This is a genomic window from Streptomyces asoensis (genome assembly GCF_016860545.1).
Lineage (GTDB): Bacteria > Actinomycetota > Actinomycetes > Streptomycetales > Streptomycetaceae > Streptomyces > Streptomyces asoensis.
Genome location: NZ_BNEB01000005.1, coordinates 3,081,398 through 3,101,176 on the forward strand (window position 1 = coordinate 3,081,398; position 19,779 = coordinate 3,101,176).

Annotated in this window: 22 protein-coding genes; 4 read left to right on the forward strand and 18 right to left on the reverse strand. The window is 72.0% G+C overall.

Annotated features, from left to right (window positions below):
* Positions 1-492: 492 nt before the first annotated feature.
* Together Saso_RS36115 and Saso_RS36120 are read right to left on the reverse strand one after the other, a co-directional pair.
* Entirely contained in the window at positions 493-1,308 is an 816-nt protein-coding gene (locus tag Saso_RS36115; protein WP_189920204.1) for a class I SAM-dependent methyltransferase, read from the reverse strand.
* Between the two features lie 55 nt (positions 1,309-1,363).
* Complete coding sequence (locus Saso_RS36120; RefSeq protein WP_189920206.1) at positions 1,364-1,924, reverse strand: dihydrofolate reductase family protein; 561 nt, start codon at positions 1,922-1,924, stop codon at positions 1,364-1,366.
* 81 nt (positions 1,925-2,005) lie between these two features.
* Between Saso_RS36120 and Saso_RS36125 the strand changes: the two genes are divergently transcribed.
* Positions 2,006-2,386, forward strand: a complete 381-nt coding sequence (locus Saso_RS36125) for a DUF192 domain-containing protein (RefSeq protein ID WP_189920208.1) — start codon at positions 2,006-2,008, stop codon at positions 2,384-2,386.
* Here the strand turns inward: Saso_RS36125 and Saso_RS36130 are convergent.
* From Saso_RS36130 to Saso_RS36195, 14 genes are all read right to left on the reverse strand, one after another.
* Entirely contained in the window at positions 2,361-2,975 is a 615-nt protein-coding gene (locus Saso_RS36130) for an OmpA family protein (RefSeq protein WP_189920210.1), read from the reverse strand. The two genes, Saso_RS36125 and Saso_RS36130, sit on opposite strands and share 26 nt — an antisense overlap.
* Before the next feature lie 8 nt (positions 2,976-2,983).
* Positions 2,984-3,568: a hypothetical protein gene (locus tag Saso_RS36135; RefSeq protein ID WP_189920212.1), complete on the reverse strand. Its 585-nt coding sequence runs from the start codon at positions 3,566-3,568 to the stop codon at positions 2,984-2,986.
* A 34-nt stretch (positions 3,569-3,602) separates the two neighbouring features.
* Positions 3,603-4,154, reverse strand: coding sequence for a pilus assembly protein TadG-related protein (locus Saso_RS36140; RefSeq protein ID WP_229901177.1), 552 nt, complete (start codon positions 4,152-4,154; stop codon positions 3,603-3,605).
* Between the two features lie 50 nt (positions 4,155-4,204).
* On the reverse strand, positions 4,205-4,441 hold the full coding sequence (locus Saso_RS36145; RefSeq protein ID WP_189920214.1) for a Flp family type IVb pilin: 237 nt from the start codon (positions 4,439-4,441) through the stop codon (positions 4,205-4,207).
* A 108-nt stretch (positions 4,442-4,549) separates the two neighbouring features.
* Positions 4,550-5,341, reverse strand: a complete 792-nt coding sequence (locus Saso_RS36150; protein ID WP_189920215.1) for a response regulator — start codon at positions 5,339-5,341, stop codon at positions 4,550-4,552.
* Positions 5,341-6,765 (reverse strand): sensor histidine kinase, encoded by a 1,425-nt coding sequence (locus Saso_RS36155; protein WP_372442537.1) that lies wholly within the window; start codon positions 6,763-6,765, stop codon positions 5,341-5,343. The genes Saso_RS36150 and Saso_RS36155 overlap by 1 nt, the downstream gene beginning before the upstream one ends.
* 9 nt (positions 6,766-6,774) lie before the next feature.
* On the reverse strand, positions 6,775-7,662 hold the full coding sequence (locus Saso_RS36160; protein ID WP_189920217.1) for a DUF5936 domain-containing protein: 888 nt from the start codon (positions 7,660-7,662) through the stop codon (positions 6,775-6,777).
* A gap of 19 nt (positions 7,663-7,681) precedes the next feature.
* Positions 7,682-8,626 (reverse strand): type II secretion system F family protein, encoded by a 945-nt coding sequence (locus Saso_RS36165; protein WP_189920219.1) that lies wholly within the window; start codon positions 8,624-8,626, stop codon positions 7,682-7,684.
* Positions 8,627-8,631: 5 nt separating this feature from the next.
* Entirely contained in the window at positions 8,632-9,969 is a 1,338-nt protein-coding gene (locus Saso_RS36170) for a CpaF family protein (RefSeq protein ID WP_189920221.1), read from the reverse strand.
* A gap of 16 nt (positions 9,970-9,985) precedes the next feature.
* On the reverse strand, positions 9,986-10,387 hold the full coding sequence (locus Saso_RS36175) for a TadE/TadG family type IV pilus assembly protein (RefSeq protein WP_189920223.1): 402 nt from the start codon (positions 10,385-10,387) through the stop codon (positions 9,986-9,988).
* 1 nt (position 10,388) lies between these two features.
* The gene (locus tag Saso_RS36180) at positions 10,389-10,769 is read right to left on the reverse strand and encodes a TadE/TadG family type IV pilus assembly protein (protein ID WP_189920225.1); all 381 of its coding nucleotides are present in this window, start codon (positions 10,767-10,769) and stop codon (positions 10,389-10,391) included.
* Positions 10,770-10,774: 5 nt separating this feature from the next.
* Positions 10,775-12,031 carry an AAA family ATPase gene (locus Saso_RS36185; protein ID WP_189920227.1) on the reverse strand — a complete coding sequence of 419 codons (1,257 nt, stop codon included), beginning with the start codon at positions 12,029-12,031 and terminating at the stop codon, positions 10,775-10,777.
* A 13-nt stretch (positions 12,032-12,044) separates the two neighbouring features.
* Entirely contained in the window at positions 12,045-12,752 is a 708-nt protein-coding gene (cpaB, locus tag Saso_RS36190; protein WP_189920229.1) for a Flp pilus assembly protein CpaB, read from the reverse strand.
* A gap of 63 nt (positions 12,753-12,815) precedes the next feature.
* Positions 12,816-13,685 (reverse strand): hypothetical protein, encoded by an 870-nt coding sequence (locus Saso_RS36195; protein ID WP_189920231.1) that lies wholly within the window; start codon positions 13,683-13,685, stop codon positions 12,816-12,818.
* A gap of 251 nt (positions 13,686-13,936) precedes the next feature.
* On the opposite strand from Saso_RS36195, the gene Saso_RS36200 reads away from it, so the two are divergent.
* Positions 13,937-15,634, forward strand: a complete 1,698-nt coding sequence (locus Saso_RS36200; protein ID WP_189920233.1) for a chitinase — start codon at positions 13,937-13,939, stop codon at positions 15,632-15,634.
* A 116-nt stretch (positions 15,635-15,750) separates the two neighbouring features.
* Here Saso_RS36200 and Saso_RS36205 read toward each other — a convergent pair whose 3' ends face one another.
* Positions 15,751-16,137, reverse strand: coding sequence for a hypothetical protein (locus Saso_RS36205; protein ID WP_189920234.1), 387 nt, complete (start codon positions 16,135-16,137; stop codon positions 15,751-15,753).
* Positions 16,138-16,260: 123 nt separating this feature from the next.
* Here Saso_RS36205 and Saso_RS36210 point away from each other — a divergent pair, with 123 nt between their 5' ends.
* Both Saso_RS36210 and Saso_RS36215 read left to right on the forward strand, forming a co-directional pair.
* Complete coding sequence (locus Saso_RS36210) at positions 16,261-16,773, forward strand: SigE family RNA polymerase sigma factor (protein ID WP_189920236.1); 513 nt, start codon at positions 16,261-16,263, stop codon at positions 16,771-16,773.
* A gap of 86 nt (positions 16,774-16,859) precedes the next feature.
* Entirely contained in the window at positions 16,860-18,116 is a 1,257-nt protein-coding gene (locus Saso_RS36215; protein ID WP_189920238.1) for a hypothetical protein, read from the forward strand.
* A 66-nt stretch (positions 18,117-18,182) separates the two neighbouring features.
* Here Saso_RS36215 and Saso_RS36220 read toward each other — a convergent pair whose 3' ends face one another.
* Positions 18,183-19,523: an Nramp family divalent metal transporter gene (locus Saso_RS36220; RefSeq protein ID WP_189920240.1), complete on the reverse strand. Its 1,341-nt coding sequence runs from the start codon at positions 19,521-19,523 to the stop codon at positions 18,183-18,185.
* Positions 19,524-19,779: the final 256 nt, after the last annotated feature.

Here is a 19,779-nt window from a genome sequence, read left to right on the forward strand (position 1 = left end):
CCCCTCCGTACGGTGCGGTCCCCGCGGGGCGCAGCCTACCCCCGCGGGGGTCCCGGGCAGAAAAACGGGCCGGTCCGTGGGGGGGAGACGGACCGGCCCGAGGGGGGGTTTCCACCATAACCCTTCGTAAGTGATGCTGCGTGCATCGGCGCGCCACAACTACTCTCCGAAGTCGTCCGGCGACGCCACGGTGGTCACGGAAGGCATGGTTCCTGAGTGTTCATGGCCGGAACACAGCGGAATCTCAGGAGAATGAACCCGATTGCCGGAGGAAGCTGAGGTTTTGGCGCGGCTTCAGCACTCGGGGGTCACTTGTCCGTCCGTCCCTCCGACGGGCTACCGGTCGCGCACGTCCGCTTGACGCGCCGGTCCCCGCGCGGCCCCCGCCCGGCGGCGTCCGCGGCCTCGCGCCCGGGTCCGGTGAAGAGGGGTGGTTCCCGGCCAATTCACGGAACCGGACGCCGCGGCACGGCCGCCGGGACGCCCGGCCGGTCACGGACGGCGGGCCTCGACGAGGTGGCGGGTGCTGTGGGCGACGAAGGGCCCGCCGCTCTCGATCCGTTCGTGCAGGGCGCGCAGCCGGGGCCGGCAGGCCTCCACGGTGAAGCCCGGGACCATCCACACCACCTTGCGCAGGAAGTGGACCACCGCGGCGATGTCGTGGAACTCGACGCGGAGCCGCTCCGCGCGCAGGCCCACGACCTCCAGTCCCGCCGCCTCCGCCGCGGCCCGCTCCCGCTCGGGGTGCCGGGCGCCGCTCACCTCCCGCGGCTGCGGACCGAGGAAGTACTCGACGAGTTCGAAGACGCTGCGCGGGCCCACGTGCTGGGCGAAGTAGGTCCCGCCGGGCCGCAGCACCCGGGCGATCTCCTCCCACAGGGGCTGCACCGGATGCCTGCTGGTGACCAGGTCGAAGGCGCGGTCCGCGAAGGGCAGCGGACCTTCCTCCGGGGACGCGACGACAGCGATGCCGCGCGGGCGCAGCAGGGCCGTGGCCTTGGCCACGTTCGCCGGCCAGCCCTCGGTGGCGACGGTGAGCACGGGGGCCTTCGGCGCCGCCCGGCCGAGGGCGAAGTCCAGGACCTCGCCCCCGCCGGTCTGCACGTCGAGCGCCGCCCGCGCGCCGGCCAGCCGTCCGGCCAGCGACATCGCGTATCCCCAGGAGGGCCGCTCCTCGGTGGCCCGCCCTTCGAACCAGGAGAAGTCCCAGCCCTCGGTGGGGACGGCGGCGCCCTCGGCGAGCAGCGCCTCGAAGGCCGGGGCCGGGTGCCCGCCGCCGTGCCCGGTGCCCCGGTCCTTGTCGTCCATACGGGGATGGTGGCAGAGGGGGCCGCCGCGCCGCCGCCGGTTTTCCGGCGGACCGTCACGCGTAGCGCAGCAGCACGACCCCGTTGCCGAAGGTGTGGGTGCCGGCCAGGCGGAGGGTGGCCGGGGGCTTCCGGCCGGTGTGCGGGAACAGGGGTGTGCCGCCGCCGACGAGGACCGGGTGGACGTAGATGCGGAACTCGTCGACGAGGCCGTGCCGCAGGAACGAGGCGACGAGGTCGGCGCCGCTGAGCCCCAGGTCGCCGCCCGGCTCCGCCTTGAGCCGCGCGACCTCCTCGGGGACGACCTCGTGGACGACGGTGGTGTTCCAGTCGGCGTGCTCCAGCGTCCGCGAGTACACGATCTTCGGGATCTCCCGCCAGATGGCGGCGAACTCGGCCATCGTGGGCGGGACGTCGGGATCCGCGTCCGCGGTCGGCCAGAAGCCGGCCATCAGCTCGTAGGTGGTCCGGCCGCTGAGCAGGGCGCCCAGCCCGCGGACCGCGTCGTTGAAGTGCTGGTGGAGTTCCTCGTCGACCTGGTGCCAGGAGATGTCCCGGTCCGGCCCCTCGATGTACCCGTCGAGGGACACCGACATCATCAGGACGATCTTCCTCATACGGGGGTCCCCTCCTCGTGTGCCGGCTCGCTACGGTGCGAAGGATCCAGAGGGTAGCCACACGGCCGAGGGGAGACGGGGATGGCGCGCTGGCGGGACGGGCGGGGGGAACTGGTGGTGGACGCGGAGGGCGGCGGCCGCCGGGTCCCGGTGGAGATCGCGGCGTCCTACCGGGCCCGTACCCGGGGCCTGCTGGGGCGGGACTCGGTGGACGGGGCGATGCTGCTGACGCCCGCCGGCAGCGTGCACACCTTCCGGATGCGCATGCCGATCGACGTCGCGTATCTCGACCGCCGCCTGCGCGTCATCGCCGTACGCACCATGCCGCCGGGGCGACTCGGGCTGCCCCGGCTGCGCTCCCGTCATGTGCTGGAGGCGGCGGCCGGGGCCATGGAGACATGGGGTCTGCGGGCGGGGGTGCGGGTCGAGGTGCGGCTCAGCCCGCCGTGCGCGGGAACGTGACCTCCACCCGGCGGTTCTTCTTGCGGCCGGCCTCGGTGGAGTTGTCGGAGATGGGGTACTGCTCGCCGTAGCCGCGCACCTCGAAGGTGATGCCCGGATTGTTCAGGTCACCGGCCAGTTCCGCCTGGACGGCGTCGGCCCGCTGCTTCGACAGGACGTCGCCGTGCGCGGAGGAGCCCAGGTTGTCCGTGAACCCGAAGACCCGGACCACGGTGGTGTTCTGCTTCTTGATCTCCTGGGCGATCGCGCCGATGCGGGCCTTCGCCTCCGCGCCGAGCCGCGCGCTGTCCTTGCCGAAGAGGACCTCGGCCTGGAGCGCGAACGTCACGTCGGCGTTGGTGTCCTCCCGCCGCTCGTCACCCGACTCGTCCTCGACGACCTGCTTGATGTCGAGCACCTTCGGCTCGGCGAGGGTGCCGCCCTCGGGAAGCTTGAGGTCGGGGTCGTTCGGGTCGACCTCCACGGGCGCGGTCGCGGTGGGTTCGGTGCCGGGCGGGACGCTGGGCGTGGTGTCGGCCGCGGCGGCGGGAGCCAGGCCGCCGACCACGAGGGCGGCCGCGGCCACCACCAGAGTGAGACGTGGGGTCATGGTCGGCCTCACCCGGAGATCTTGATGACCCCGCTGGGGAACAGCGGGAGTTGGAAGGAGACGTCGGTGGAGCTCGCGGGGGGCGCGGGGAACTGGAGGAAGACGTCGATGGAGTCGCCGGCCTTGAGCGTCGAGAAGCCGGTGGTCGTGAGGGGCCGGCCTTCGGTGTCCCGCAGGACGTAGTAGCGCTTCTTGCTCTTGGAGTCGACGAGAGTGGCTCCGCCGAGTGACCGGCCGTTGTTCATGATCTCGGTCTCGTTGCCGCTCAGTGCCGAAGGAATCGTCACAAGAGTGCCGCTGTCGTTCTTCAGTGATCCGTCGACGGTGACGAAGCCACCGGAGTCGCGGACGGCAGAGGTGATCTGGAGCAGTAGCCCGCTCGGCCCCTTCAACTCGGCCAAGGGCTCATCGGACTGGCCTTCCTGCGTGTTCTGCTGCGATTCATCGGGCTTGGTGGAGGACGACGCCGAGGACTGGGGCTTCTTGTCATCGCCGCCTCCGCCGCCGCAGGCGCCCGAGCCGACTGCCAGCCCGGTCACCACCGCGAGCGCGACCATCCCCCTACGGGCCTTCGCAGTGAACCGCATGCTCATCACTCCGCTTCTTTCAGCACTCGTCGATCGCACGTCAGTCAGTGGTCAGGTGAACGCCGAAGAGGTCTTCGGGTCCGGGGAGATCGGCGAGATCGTCCGGGTCCAGCTCCCAGTCCCTCTCACCGTCCCCGTCCTTGCAGGTGAGCGTCGGTAGCAGGTCGGCCGGAGCCGGCTGGCCCGGCGGTTCGAACGTGCACAGCGACTCGATCACGGCAGTGGCGAGGGCGTGTGCCCTCGTCGTGCTCGTGATGGGAAGTACGGAGTCCCCTGCCGACTTGTTCGCCTGCACCTTGACCGTCGTCCGGATGCCGTCGTGGCATGTGTCCACACTGGCGTCGTTCTGGGCCGCAAGCTCCTGGGCGCGCCAGCAGGACGGCTTCAGCCCGACATCGCCGTCGAAGATCTGCTGCCATCGTGTCGGGTCGAGGACGGCGGACTTCCACAAGTCGCCGAGTTCGTCCCTGGTCTCCTGCGCTGCCGCCAGAGCGGCTGCGTCAGCCGCGGTCTGCGCTCCGTTGCGGTTCACCGCTGCCTGACCGACCGCGAAGTACGCGAACGCCAAGAAGAGCAGGCCCGCCACCACCATGATGTAGATGGGGAAGACCTGCCCGGCGTCGCCGTAGCCGCGAGATCGGGTCAGGGAGCCACCTTGCCGATCTGGGTGGTCAGCTTGTCCACGATGGTCTGGCCGAGGTTCGTGTTGGCGATGAGGACGACGATCGCCACCACCACCGCGATGATGCCCAGGTACTCGACGGCGGTCTGGCCCCGGTCGTTGCCGGCGCGGCGGCGTACCGCCCGGGCCGTCGTGTTCGTCCAGCCGCTCACCCGGACCTTGGCCGCGACGGCGGTCTTCAGCAGCAGGTCGCTCATGGCGTTCCTCTCCGTTGGTGGCGTGACCGGCACCGTACGGCCGTGCGTCCGTCCGGGAGAAGGGTCCCTGGGCCCAATTCCGGGCCCAGCGGTGTGTCCGTCGCGGTCTCATGAGGTCACCGCCGTGCCGAGCCATTTGGCCGCCGCCTCGGAGCGGCTGCTGCTGTGGAGCTTGGCGAAGATGCGGTTGATGTGGTTCTTGACCGTCTTCTCGCTGATGAAGCAGGTGGCGGCGATCTGCTGGTTGGTCATGCCCGACGCGATGAGGTCCATGATCTCCGCCTCCCTCGCGCTGAGTTGGAACCCCGCCCTGAGTACCCGTGACGACTGTCTCACGGGCGATTGCAACTGCGAAAGCGCTTCCGCTGAAGTCATGGGAAATAGGGGCTTTGGGTCCGCTTCTACATGTGCAGTCGCATCGCTTCGGAGATGTTCCAGTACCGCTGTGGCCGCGGTCGGGGTGAAGTGGGCCCGGCCCACGGTGACGTCGCGCACCGCCGACACCAGTTCCTCCACGGTGAACTCCCCGTGGACCAGGTAGCCTCCGGCGCCACCGCGCAGGGCGGCCCGGACGATGTCGGCCTCGTGGCTGTACGTCAGCATCACGACCCGGGTGATCGCCGTCAGGTGGGGCAGGGCGGAGAGTCCGTCCACGCCGGGCATGCGCACGTCCAGGAGGACGACGTCGGGGCGGTGCCGCAGGGCCGTCTCGCAGGCCTCGCGGCCGTCCGACGCCTGCGCGACGACCGTGATGTCCTCGCGTCCGGACAGCAGGGCGGTGAGTCCCGCGCGGACGACCGGGTTGTCGTCGGCGACGACCACGCGCACGGGAGCGGGCCGGGGCGACGGCGGGAAGAGCGGCTGCCCGGCGGCGGGGTGAGGGGACGGCAGGTCCGGCATCAGGCGACCTCCTGCGCGGTGAACGCGGCCAGGGGCAGTTCCAGGCGCACCTCGGTGCCCCGGGCGTGGTGGCCCTGGCCGATGTGGATGCGGGCGCCGACGGAGGCGGCCCGTTCGGCCATGCCCACGAGCCCGAAGTGACCGTCGCGGCGCAGCTGTTCGAGGGTGGCGCCGGGCGGGATCCCCCGGCCGTCGTCGCGGACGCTGAGGGTGAGGAGGCCGCCGTCCACCGCCGCCCGGACCTCCACGCGGGTGGGGCACGCGTGCCGGTGGGCGTTCTCCATGGCCTCCGAGGTGATGGTGAGGAGCTGGCGGGCCACTGCGGGCGGCACGGGGAGCGTCTCGCGGTCGGCGCAGGCGTGGTAGCTGACGGGCAGGCCCGTCCGGTCCCCGAACAGGCCGGTGTGCGCGGCAAGTTCGGGCAGGAGGTCGACGTCCTGCGCCGGGTGGGGCTCGCGGCGCAGGTCGGTGAGGAGTTCGCGGGACTCGGCGGCGGCGCGGCGGGCGGCCCGGGCGACGAGTTCGGCGTGTTGCCGCACGAGGACCGGGTCGGTGCCCGGGGTGCCGGCCGAGTGGGCCAGGGCATCGGCGGCGAGGGCCACCCCGTGCAGGGTCTTGGCCACCGAGTCGTGCATCTCGCGGGCCAGGCGGGCCCGTTCGGCGGCGGCCGCCTCGGTGCCGGCCAGGCGGGCCTTGACGGAGGTCAGGGCGTGGGTGGCCGCGCCGAACCGGAGCATGAGCTGACGCAGGGACGAGCCCATCGCGCCGGTGATGACGCACAGCCCCGGCAGCAGCAGCCGCTCGGCGAGGCTCACGCCGGACTCCCGTACGAGGGTCGCGTGGACCAGCAGCAGGATCAGCGACTGGAGGGACGCGAAACCGGCGGCTCCCCGCCAGCCGTAGACGATGCCGGCCAGCAGCGGGGTGCAGACACTGACGTAGGCGAGCGTGGTGTCGGGGCCCGCGGAGATCAGCAGCAGGGTGCCGAACAGGGTGTCCACGGCCAGGAGGGAGGGGTGGCGCAGGAGCAGGGGGCCGAAGCGTTCCCAGTCGCGGAAGAGGACGTACGAGCCCATGAACGTGACGACCACGGCGGCGCCGACCAGGCGGGTACCCAGGCCGGGGGCGGCGTTGAGGAGCGCCGCGGGGGTGGCGACCGCGATCATCGCCAGACGGAACCCGAAGACCTGCCGGCACATCGCCTGGAGGGCGTTGACCTGGAGCCGGACGTCCTCCGTCCCCGGCGCCCCGCCCTCCTCCCCGGCCCCGGCCCCGGCCACCGTCATACCGGCCGTCGCGGCTCCGGGCATCGCCGTCGTCCCGGCCTCCGCGTCCGCGGCCGTCGCCGCCGTCACACCGGCCACCGTCGCAGGCCCGGCGGCAGCCGCCTTCGTGCCGGTTCTCGCCGTCGTCATGGCTGTCATGTCGTCCGCCTAGTCGCCCGTGATCGAGCTGAAGTCCGTACCGGAGCCGAGCAGCATTCCCGCGCCGAGGAGGAGCATCGTCGCCGGGACCATGAACGTCGTGATCATCAATGTGGCCTTGGGGACCGCCCGGGCCGCCTTGCGGCGGGCGTTCTGCGCGTCCGTGCGGCGCATGTCCTTGGCGATCGAGACGAGCGTGTCGACGATCGGCGCCCCCAGCTCCTCGCCCTGCTGGAGCGCCGTGACGAACATGGCGACCTGCTCGGAGTCGTTGCGGCGGCGCAGCTCCTGGAAGGCCTCGCGGCGGCTCACGCCGAGGTCCATCTGACGCAGCGTGATACGGATCTCGTCCGCCCAGGGGCCCTCGTAGCGGGAGGCCACCCGGTCGAGGGCCTGCCGGAAACCGAGGCCCGCGCTCACGACCACGGCGAGGACGTCGAGGAAGTCCGGCAGGGTCCGTTCGATGGCGTCCTTGCGGACCCGGATCGCGGACCAGATGCCGACCTCGGACCAGAACAGACCGAAGGCGAGCATGAGCAGCGCGACGAAGAAGCTGCCCTGGAGGAGCGCGGCGAACGCGCCGAGGGCGCCGATCGCGCCGTAGACCGCGCGCCGGGCCGCGTACCGGTCGATGGTCAGGCCGCCGGGGTTGCCCGCGAGGTCGATCCTGCGCCGGTAGCGGGCGACCTGGCGGGGGCCCATCAGGCGCAGGACGGCGGGGGCGTACCGCATGCCCATGCGGTCGACGAGCGAGCCGACGGCGCCGGTGCGCGTGGAGCCGACCTCCAGCGCCAGCGCGAGGTCGGTGGGGAGCTTCACGTCGGCCCGGTACATGCGGATGCCGGCGAACATCCCCCAGACGCCGAGACCCACGGCGAGTGCGAGCAGCATGTCCATCCTGTGCGCCACCTCCTGCTCAGACGTCGATGCGGGACATACGGCGGATGAGGACGAACCCGACGGCGTAGAGGCCGAACGCGATGATGACGCAGGCCTGGCCGACGGGCGACCCCGTCATCCGGTCCAGCGTGCCGTCCTCGACGCTGTTCATGAGGAACAACGCCCCGACCCCCAGGGCGGGCACCGCGTACGACGTCATGTTCACCTGCGAGAGCTGCGTGCGGACCTCGCGCCGGGTCTCCTTGCGTTCCTCGAGCGTCTCGGTGAGGTTGCGCAGGGCTCCGACGACCTGGCCGCCCGCGCGGTTGGAGAGGACCAGGGTGGTCACCAGGACGACGAGTTCGCGGGAGGGCAGGCGGTCGGCGAGCTCGCCGAGGGCGTCCTCCATGGAGTGGCCGACGGCCAGCTGGTTGGCCACCTTGCCGAGTTCCTCGCCGGCCGGGGCCTCCAGCTCCTCCGCGGCCATGCCGATGGCGGTGCGCAGCGCGAGGCCGGCGTGGGTGGCGTTGGCCAGGATGCGGGCCAGTTCGGGCAGTTGGTTGATGAACCGCTCGATGCGTTTCTGGCGTTGCCAGTTGAGGAACTGCCACGCCGCCCAGACGCCCAGGAGGCCGGCGAGCGGGCCGAAGAAGGGGGCCAGCGTGGCCTGGCCGGCCAGCCACAGGCCGGCGACCGCCGCCAGCATGTACACGAAGAACTCGCCCGGGGTCACGTCGAGTCCGGTCGCCGCGAGCTTGCGCTCCAGCCTGCGCCCGGGCCCGGTGCGGCGCAGCCGCCGGTCCAGGGTGCGGAACCGGCGCCGGCGGCCGGTGCCGGGCAGCTGTCCGGTGGCGGAGAGGCGTTCCACCAGCTCCGCCCGACGGGCCCGCCCCTGTCCGTACGCGTGCACGCCCACGACGGCCAGGGCGCAGGTCAGTACGGTCACGCCGGTGGTGAGGGCGATCAGGCTGTCGAGGTCCATCTGCGTTACCGGGCTTCCCTTGTCGTCAGTTCGTTTGCCGCGTGCGCCACGCCGAACGCCTGCGGGATCGGCTGGCTCGCCATGTACAGGCGGTCGGCGGTGCGGCGTGGGAGGGGGAAGTACTGGAAGGTGCCGTGGACGCGGCCGTCGGCGGTCATCGGCCGGGCGTCGAAGCGGGCGATCGTCGCCAGCCGGTACGGCTCCGAGCCGTGGCTGTCGAGGAGGGCGATCTCGGTGATGCGGCGGGCGCCGTCGGCGAACCGGGTGAGCTGCACGACGACGTCCACCGCGCTGTTGATCTGGTCGTGCAGCGCGACGAAGGGGATCTCGACGTCCGACATGGAGGCGAGGGTCTGCAACCGCATCAGGGCGTCCTCCGCGCTGTTGGCGTGGACCGTGGCCAGGGAGCCGTCGTGGCCGGTCGACATCGCCTGGAGCATGTCGAGCGACTCGCCGCCGCGGACCTCGCCGACCACGATCCGGTCGGGGCGCATGCGCAGGGAGTTGCGGACCAGGTCGCGGATGGTGATGCGGCCGTTGCCCTCGACGTTGGCGGGGCGGGACTCCAGGCGGATGACGTGCGACTGCTGGAGCTGGAGTTCCGCCGAGTCCTCGATGGTGATGATGCGTTCGCCGTCGGGGATCAGGCCGGAGAGCGCGTTGAGCAGCGTCGTCTTGCCGGTGCCGGTGGCGCCCGAGACGATCACGTTGAACTTGGCCTGCACCAGCCCCGCCAGCAGGTACAGCATCTGTTCGTCCAGCGAGCCGAAGCCGATCAGCTCATGGAGGGTGAAGGAGCGCGGGAAGCGGCGGATGGTGAGGGTGGGGCCGGTCAGCGACAGGGGCGGGATGATGACGTTGACCCGTTCGCCCGAGGGCAGGCGGGCGTCGACCATCGGGTTGGTCTCGTCGACCCGGCGGTTGACCGTGGACACGATGCGTTCGATCGTCTGCATCAGCTGGTCGTTGGACGCGAATCGGATGGGGAGCTGTTCCACCCGGCCGCCCCGCTCGACGAAGATCGCGTCGGGGCCGTTCACCATGATCTCGGTGATGGAGGCGTCCTCCAGGAGCGGTTCGAGGATGCCCAGGCCCAGTGCCTCGTCGACCACCCTGCGGATCAGCTGCGCGCGTTCCGCCGTGGACAGGACGGGGCCCTCGCGGCTGATGATGTGGCCCAGCACCCGTTCCAGCCTCGCCCGGCGCTCGGCCGCCGCCAGCGAACTCATCTCGGCGAGGTCGATCTCCTCCAGCAGCTTGGCCCGGTAGGAGGAGACGAGGTGGCCGTCCTCGCCCCGGCCGCCGTTCTCCTCGGGGGAGGTGATGCGTGCCCGCAGGCTCATGTCGGATGCCCTTCCCTCAGTGGTCGACCGGCATCGTGGCCGTCTTGTGCGCCTCGAAGTCCCCGACTCCGGGGATGACGGACGGGATGGTGACGGTGGAGGTGACCCGCACCTCGTCGCCGAGGAACGCCGGGTCGCAGCTCGCGTGCAGCCAGGCGCTGGCCGCCTGCGCGCAGTCCCCCTGCACGTCCCCGTCGACGGAGGCGCTGCGGGCCCCGGTGCGGGCCGCCGTCCCGGCCTGCTGGGCGCCGTAGGCGATCAGGCCGAGCTGGACGGCGCCGAGCGCGACCAGCAGCAGCAGCGGCAGGAACCCGAGGTATTCGAGGGCCACCTGGCCCCGGTCCCCGCCGGTTCCGCGACCGCTCTCCTCCTCCCGGCCGCCGTTCACGCCCCCGTGGGCGGGTCCGCGCCCCGGCATCTCAGTCGTCCTCTTCCTCGACGGCGCCCGCGTGGGCGCGCACGGTGAACGGGAAGTTCACGGTGCCGGGGAACAGGACGGGCACCTCGAGCGCGACGTCCGCGGTGACGTATCCCGAGGACGAGCAGCTGACCGTGGCGCCGGAGCGCCACGCGTCCCCGAGCTTGTCGAGCCCCGCCTGTTCGCACACTGCCTGCCGCTCCCCTCGGTGCGCCGCCGTTCCGGCCCGCACCGCCTCGTCGGCAGCATTCCCCGCGAGCGTGAACGTGTACCCCACGAGGACGAACTGCCACACCACCACCAGGGTCACGATGATCAGTGGTGTCATGCCGAGGAACTCGATGGTGACCTGGCCCCGGTCGTGGGCCCGCCGTTGGCGCATCGCCCTCACTCCCTCCGCCGCCGGAACCCGGCCGGGCCCCGTTCCGCGCCGCGGCCCCGTCCGCCGCCCCTGCGGACCAGGGCGGTCTCCGGCGCCTTCACCAGACCCAGTTCCGCCGCGAGCGCCCACAGGGCCTGGCGGACGGTGCTCCTGCCGTCGAGGGCGTGCACCCGTCCGGCGTCGACCGCGGCCTGGAGTTCCCGGAAGGCCGCGGGCACGGTGGTCGTGGCGACGGCCGTGCCGGTGATCTTCTTGATGAGCGCGGGCTGGATCTCCGTGCTCCGGGTGTGGCGGTTGACGACGACGGTCGTCTCCTCGGCCTTGCGGATCTGGAGCCGGTCCCACATCCGCACGGTGCGTTTGGCGGCGCGTACGGCGACGACGTCGGGGGTGGTGACGAGCAGGGCGCGCTCGGCGAGTTCGACGGCGGCCGCGCCCGCGCCGCTCAGCTGGGCGCCGCAGTCGACGACGACGACCTCGTAGCGCGAGCGCAGGGCGCCGATGATCTGGCGGGCGGCCCGGTCGGTGACCTCCTCGCCGCGTTCGCCCTCGCCGGGGGCGAGCAGGAGGGCCACGCCGCTGTCGTGGCGGAAGACGGCCTCGGCGAGGATGCGGGGCGAGATGTCGGTGATCGCGGCCAGGTCGACGACGGAGCGGCGGAACTGCACGTCGAGGTAGGAGGCGATGTCGCCGGACTGGAGGTCGAGGTCGACGAGGGCGGTGGAGCGGCCGGACGCCTGTGCGGCGAGCGCGAGCTGGACGGCGGCGAAGGTCGCGCCCACGCCTCCCTTGGCGCCGCTGACGGTGACGACGGTGCCGCCGACGCCGGTGAACACGTCGCCGCCGTGGCCGAGGTGGCGTCGTACGCCGACCGACCACTGGGCGACGGCCTGGACGCGGTTCGCGAGGTCCTCGTAGTTGAGCGGGAGGGTGACCAGGCCCCGGGCGCCGGCGTCCATGGCGGCGGCGAACAGACCGGGTCCCACGTCGGTGGTGACGAGGACGACGCCGACCGCGGGGAAGCGCAGGGCGACCTCGCGGACGAGCTCCAGCGCCGGTACGGGGCCGATGCGTTCGTGGACGACGACGACCTCGGGCAGTTCGTCGACCGACTCGGCGGCGAGCCGGGCGAGGGTGTCGACGAGCTGGGTGGAGTCGGAGACCGGGGCGACCGGTTCGGCGTCCGGGAGCTGGCTGAGCAGGGTGGTGAGGGAACGGACCGAGTCCGCGTCGCCGACGGCCGGGAGGATCCTCGTGGGCATGGGCGGCGGCCTCTCACTTGTCCGTGACGAGTTCGTAGGTCCGGTCCTGGTCGGGGACCGTGCTGTCGCCGCCGGGTGCGACGAGGGCGAGGCGGACGCGCTTGGCGAAGGACTCGGCGTAGGTGATGCGCTGGGCGTCGAGCGTGGACAGCGCGAAGGTGATGGGGACCGCGTCGGTGGCCGACCTGCCGCGGTCGTTGTCGTCCGGTTCGAGGGCCTTGATCTCGCCGATGTCGAGGACCCGGGCGTTGGTGACGATGATCTTCGACTGGTCGGGGTCGCTCGCCCGGGCGCCTTCGAAGGTGGCGTAGACGTTGACCGACGAACCCGGGGTGATCTTGCCCGCCACGCCCGTCGCCGCGTCGACCATGATGGCGACCTCCTGCTGGCCGGGCTGGAGGGCCGGCTGCGCGACGAGCATGTCGCTCTGGAGCAGGGAGCCCTTCTTCAGGGTCGTCACGGCGATCTTGCCGCGGATGGCCGCCAGATCGGTGACGGCGGTCGGCGAAAGCCAGCGCTCGGGCATCGCTATCTTCTTGAACTGGTCGGCGCTCAGGGTGGTGTAGGGCGCGACGTCGGAGCGCAGCTCGTACGCGGTGACCTCGGGGCCGACCTTGGACCTCACGTCGTCGATGACGGAGAGGACGCCGGCGAACGCGCCCAGGGCGCACAGGACCGACAGGAGCAGGAGAATCACGCCGCGGCGCTGACGGGAGTTCATGGGCCGAGCAACCTCGTTGGGGGTCGGGTCGAGCGGACGGGAACGGACGGGGGGTCGAGCGGTTCAGCCGCCCGCGGTGAGCGCGCGGGCAGGACGGGCCGTGATGTCGGAGGCGGGCGGCGGGGTCGCGGAGCAGAAGACGCAGCGGTCGCCGATGACGTCGATGCCGCACCAGTGGCAGACGTTCTGCCGCACGGAAGTGACCAGCTGGTACAGGACGGACAGGTCGGGCAGGTAGGCGCAGAACTCGATCGCCTTGCCGGTGCTCCACCAGTCGGCGGACTCGGCGGGCAGGTGGGTCTCGCGCAGTCCCTGGACCTTCCAGGCGGGGGCGAGGACGTCGGTGACCCAGTCGGACTGGAGCTGCCCGCGGGCGACGAGCAGCCAGGTGCCGAACTCGGGTCCGGGCAGGACCGTCTCCGGGGTGGCCTTGACGAGTTCGGGCTGCGGGTGGGCGAGCACACCGAACTGACTACCCGGAACCCATGACCGGGCATGCGACGTGAGGCCGACCACCGGTACCCGGTCGAGGCGGGCGACCGAGCCGAGGAGCGCGCCGGCGTGGAGGTAGTGGGTGAGCAGCCGGCCCGCGGAGGCGAGGACGCCGGGGCCGAGGTCGCAGGAGGCCAGCTGACGCAGCTGCCGGGCGAGGACGGACACCGCGAGCGGCGGGAGGTCGGGGCGGAACAGCGCGATGCGGTCGCTCTCCAGCAGGGAGCGGATGGTGTGCAGCCGCTGCTCCACGGCGGCGGGCACGGCCCGCGAGTACACGACGATCACGTGTCCGTGCTGGTCGACGAGGGCCTGGACCGCGGCGAGGGCGTCGTCCAGCGGCTGCCGGTCGAAGCCGGCGAGAACGGCGGCGGGCACGGTGCGTTCGTCCTGCGGCGGCAGCGCGAGGTCGGCTCCGGTCACGGCAATGGCTGTTGGCACGCGCAGCTCCCCGATTCCCGCGGTCCGGCGCACCGGCGTTACTGCGGTGCACCGGGGTGACTTCATTGCGTGACTACCTCAGCACTGTATCCATGCCCCTGTGGCCGGAGAACAGCTTTCCGTGACTGGCAAGCAACTCTTCTTCGCGCAAGTCGCGCCAAACCGGGGCAGGTTGCGCGCGCCGGTCCTGCACCGGCCCTCCACGGCCGACCCCTTGACAACAGAATTGGTCTGGACCAACTCTTACTGTCATGTCCCCAATCAAACGAAAGACACGACCCTGGACGGGAGCGGCGGGCGTCATGGCCGCCGCCCTCGCCCTGTCCGTGACGGGCGCGGCTCAGGCGTCCGCCGCGGACCTGAACAACGCCAAGAACGGCGGCTTCGAGTCCGGTCTGACCGGCTGGAGCTGTTCGGCCGGCAGCGGTTCGACCGTCTCCTCGCCGGTGCACGGCGGAGCTTCCGCACTGAAGGCGACGCCGGCCGGCCAGGACAACGCGCGGTGCGCCCAGACCGTGGCCGTGAAGCCCAACTCGACCTACTCGCTGAGCGCGTGGGTCCAGGGCGGCTACACCTACCTCGGCGTGACCGGCACCGGGACCACGGACGTCTCGACCTGGACCCCCGACTCGGCCGCGTGGAAGCAGCTGTCGACGACCTTCACCACCGGCGCGTCCACCACCTCGGTGACCGTGTACACGCACGGCTGGTACGGCCAGGCGGCGTACTACGCGGACGACGTGTCGGTGTACGGCCCCGACGGCGGCGGAGGCGGCGACCCGGCCCCGACGGTGCCGGGCACGCCGGCCGGCCTCACCGTCTCCGGCACGACCTCGTCGTCCGTCTCCCTGTCCTGGAACGCCGTGTCCGGGGCGACGGGCTACTCCGTCTACCGCGCCGGCACCAAGGTCACGGCGGTGACGGGGACTACGGCGACGGTGACCGGCCTGGCCGCCTCCACGTCGTACAGCTTCCAGGTCAGCGCGACCAACGCGGCGGGCGAGTCGGCGAAGTCGGCGGCGGTCACCGCGACCACGTCCACCGGCAACACCGGGGGCGGCGCCCTGCCCCGGCACGCCGTGACCGGCTACTGGCAGAACTTCAACAACGGCGCGACCGTCCAGCGGATCTCCGGCGTCTCCTCCCAGTACGACATCATCGCCGTGGCCTTCGCGGACGCGACGACCACGCCGGGCGCCGTGACCTTCAACCTGGACTCGGCCGGTCTGGGCGGCTACACGGTCGACCAGTTCAAGGCGGACATCAAGGCGAAGCAGGCGGCCGGCAAGAAGGTCATCGTCTCGGTGGGCGGCCAGAACGGCACCGTGTCGGTGAACGACCCGACCTCGGCCGCGAACTTCGCGAACTCGGTGTACTCGCTGATGCAGACGTACGGCTTCGACGGCGTCGACATCGACCTGGAGAACGGCATCGACGCGACCTACATGTCGCAGGCGCTGCGCTCGCTGTCGTCGAAGGCCGGCTCCGGGCTGATCCTGACGATGGCCCCGCAGACGATCGACATGCAGTCGACGTCCGCCGGGTACTTCCGGACGGCGCTGAACGTGAAGGACATCCTCACGGTCGTCAACATGCAGTACTACAACAGCGGTTCCATGCTGGGCTGTGACGGCAAGGTCTACTCGCAGGGCTCGGTGGACTTCCTGACGGCGCTCGCCTGCATCCAGCTGGAGGGCGGCCTGTCCCCCTCCCAGGTGGGTCTCGGTCTGCCGGCCTCCACGAGCGGCGCGGGCAGCGGCTACGTGTCGCCGACGGTGGTCAACAACGCCCTCGACTGCCTGGCCAAGGGCACGAACTGCGGCTCCTTCAAACCCTCGCGGACCTATCCCGACCTGCGCGGCGCGATGACCTGGTCGACGAACTGGGACGCGAGCGCGGGCAACGCGTGGTCGGCGGCGGTCGGCCCCCACGTGCACGCCCTGCCGTAGCCCGCGGACCGCGGGAGCCCGCACGGCGGGTGACGGCGGCACGGGACCGGGGCGCCGCCCACGGCACGACCGTGGGCGGCGCCCTCACGCACGTCGGCCCGTCCGACCGGCGTCCGCTACCCCGCCGGCCGGTAGTGGCCCAGCACCCAGGCCAGCTGGGCGAACCAGGCCTGGAGCCGCTCCTTCGGCCTGGCCCTGACCACGCACTCGTAGACCCTGCCGTCCGGATGCACGACGGCGACCATGAGCGCCCTGCCGTCGGGGCTCGCCTTGTAGTGGACGCTGCGGATCTCGGACCAGGGGAAGTCGACCGTGATGTCGTACATCTCGAAGGCCACGCCGGACGCGTCGACCACCACGGCGTTGCGCCGGTCGACGGCGAGGAACTCCGGGCCCGGACCGGAAGGCGGCACGGCCGGCTGCGGGGCGTACTGCGGCGGGGCGTACTGCGGCGGGGGCGGACCGAAGCCCTGCGGAGGGTACGGCGGCGGCTGGTCTGTCACAGCGCAGAACGTACCTCCGCGACGCCCGGGCGCCCACCTCAGGTCTCCCCTGAAACATTTCCCGCGCCCCACCGCATTAGTGAGGTGAGGACAGCACGGCAACCGAATCCAGGGGGATCATCGATGAGACAGGCCGCCCGTGCGGACGAGTACGCCGAGTTCGCGGCGGCGCGCGCCGGGCATCTGTACCGGTCGGCGTGTCTGCTCACCGCCGGGGACACGCACCTGGCCGAGGACCTGGTGCAGGAGGCCCTCGGCAGGCTGTACGTCCGCTGGGGCCGGGTCTCCCGGGTCGACAACCCCGCCGGGTACGCGCAGACCGTCCTCACCCGCACCTTCCTCGCGCACCAGCGGCGGCGCAGCAGCCGTGAACGGGCCGTGGAGAGGCTGCCGGACGTGGCGGACGGCGCCGGGTCCGACACCCCGCTGCGGCTGACGCTGATGCAGGCCCTCGGGCGGCTGCCCGCGAAGGACCGGGCGGTCGTGGTCCTGCGGTACTGGGAGGACCGCTCGATCGAGGAGACCGCCCGGGCGCTCGACACCAGCTCGGCCGCCGTGCGCACGCGCTGCTCACGGGCGCTCGCCCGGCTGCGGGAGCTGCTGGGCGAGGACATCGGCACGTACGCCCGCCCCTGAAACCCCGCCCCCCGGGGCCGGCCCGGGGACACCGCCCCGCACCTCACTTCGACCTCACTCCAAGCTCGTGGAAACGGTGGTTCACCATGCCCGCAGACCCGCACGGCGATCCCTTCGAGAGCCGTCTCTCCGCCGCCCTGCACCAGGCGGGCGACGGCTTCGACTCCCCCCGCACCGGCCTGGCCACGGCCGGGGCCGTGCGCGGCCGGCGGATGCAGCTCCATCGCCGCGCCACGCTCGCGGGGGGCGCGGCGGGCATCGCCCTCGTCGGGGTGGGCGGGGCCCTGCTCGTCCCGTGGGACGACACCGCCGGCACGCCGACGCCGTCCTCCGTCGCCGCGACCGCCACCGCCACCGGGCCCGGGGCGTCCTACTCCGCCGACGACATGGTGCGCACCCTGCGCAAGCTGCTCCCCGAGGGGAAGTTCAGCCGCAGCGACGCCCGTGGCACGGACGGGAAGCAGCCGCCGCTCGCCGTGGGCGTGTTCGACGACGGCAAGGGCGTGGGGTCCATCTCGGTGGGTCTGGGCCGGATCCCGGGCAGGCCCGCCCCGTCCGGCGCGGTGATGCCCTGCCCGACGGGCGGGCAGACGGGGCTCGACAGCTGCCGTACCGAGCTGCTGCCCGACGGGTCCGCGGTCACCGTGTACCAGGGCTACGAGTACCCCGACCGCCGTGCGGACACCAAGGCGTGGGGGGCGGACCTGGTCACCCCGGCCGGGCACCATGTGAGCGTCGTCGAGTGGAACGCCGCGGCCGAGAAGGGCAAGCCGGTCACCCGCCCCGAACCTCCCTTGAGCCCGGCCCGGTTGAAGGAGCTGGCCGCGGCCTCCGAGTGGCGGCGGATCATCGACGCCCTCCCCGAGGAGAAGGCGCCGGCGACCCCGTCCGCCTCGTCGGCCAGGCCTGCGGAGATGGCGGGCTGGCTCATCCTGCGCAAGCTCGCCCTGCTGCTGCCCAAGAAGCTGGAGCGCGTCTCGAACGGGAGCCAGGAGACCGGGTTCGGTTACTTCGTCGTCGACGACGGCAAGGGCGAGAGCCTGGTCCAGGTCAACGTGCAGCCGGACATGTCCGACGTCGCGGGAGAGCTGTTCGGCTCCGGGTCCGAGACCCTCGCCGACGGCACCCGGGTCGCGGTCCGGCAGGAGCCCGGCGAGAAGGGCGGGGCGGGGGTCGTGCAGTGGACGGTCGACACCCTGCGCAAGGACGGCATGCGGGTGGTCGTCTCGGCGTTCAACACCTCCGAGCAGCACCGGGCGGCCACCCGCGCCGAGCCCGCCCTCACCGTCGAGCAGCTGCGGGCGGTCGCGCTCAGCCCCCGCTGGGTGAGCGGCCAGGACTGACCGGGTCACGCCCCTCTCCCGGGGCACCGGGCCGGGAGAGGGGCGTGCGGGCCGGAGCCGGCCGGCTCAGAAGAAGTCCGCCCAGGGCTGGTCCACGACCTGCTTGACGCACAGCACCAGGAACAGCAACCCCGCGAGGACCAGCATCGCGTTGCTCAGCGGCCCGTTGCGCCACGCGCGGGGCGTGCGGGAGGAGTTGAGCAGCCACAGCAGGGTGCCCGCGAGGAAGGGCAGGAAGGCCGCGCCGAGCACGCCGTACAGGATGACCAGCCGGAAGGGCTGGCCCTGGAAGAGCAGCACGATCGGCGGGAAGGTCAGCCACAGCAGGTACGCGCGGAAGGGCCAGGAGCGCTCGCGCTCACCCGAGGCGACCTGTGTCCCGGTGGCGTCGCCCCGGCCGCGGGAGCGGGCGACGAAGTCGGCGAACATCAGGCTGACGCCGTGCCAGACGCCGATCAGGGAGGTGAAGGAGGTGGCGAAGAAGCCGATCAGGAAGAAGGTGGCCGTCGCCGTGCCGTAGCGCGCCTCCAGGATGTCGCCGAGCTGCACCAGCCCCTTGTCCCCGCTCGCGAGGGCCACGTTCGCGGAGTGCAGCAGCTCGGCGCCGACGAAGAGCATGGCGACGACGAAGACGCCCGTCGTGGCGTACGCGATCCGGTTGTCGAGCCGCATGACCTTCATCCAGCCCGTGTCGGTCCACCCCTTGGCGTTGACCCAGTAGCCGTACGCGGCGAGCGTGATGGTGCCGCCGACCCCGCCGATCAGGCCGAGGGTGTTGAGGACGGAGTCCTTCTCGTCCGGCAGCACCGGCAGCAGGCCCGCGAAGGCGTCGCCGAGGTGCGGCGTGACCCGGACGGCCAGGTAGACCGTCACCACGAACATGACGCCCACCAGGACGGTCATGACCTTCTCGAACACGGCGTACTTGTTGAACCAGACGAAGACCAGGCCGACCAGACCGCAGGCGACGGCCCAGGCCTTCAGGTCCATCACGCCCGGGAAGAGCGCCTGGAGCGGCAGCGCGCTCGACGACATCGCCGCCGCGCCGTAGACGAAGCCCCAGACGACGACGTAGACGACGAAGAACCACGTCGTCCAGCGCCCGAGGCTCGCCCAGCCGTCGAAGAGGGTGCGGCCGGTGGAGAGGTGCCAGCGGCCGGCCGCCTCGGCGAGGGAGATCTTGATCAGGCAGCCGACGACGGCCGCCCAGAGCAGGGTGTAGCCGAAGTTGCTGCCGGCGATGAGGGTGGCCACGAGGTCGCCGGCGCCGACGCCGGTCGCCGCGACCACGATGCCGGGACCGATGTGCTTCCAACTGGACCTGCGGGGGGAGGTGTCGCCTTCGGTGCCGGATGGGGCCTCGGTGTGCGTGGAGTTTCCCTTGGGGGTTCCCGTGGTGTCCGCCATGACGGTCAAGGAAGCGCAAAGCCGCCGGTGGGGCAAGGGGGCGTGCGCGATCTCCACCCGATGTGCCCACACTCCGGCCGGGGCGTGGATACCGGGTGACGGGCGCGCGCGTGGATACACTGCGCGGCCGGTCGCCCGCCGATTTCCGCACGTTTCCGGCCAACGCCCCTTTGTCGTCTCTTGACCTGCTCATGCCATGCCCCGACGATGAGCGGCACCGCACCGCCGCACACAGCAAGCGCACAGACCCCCACAA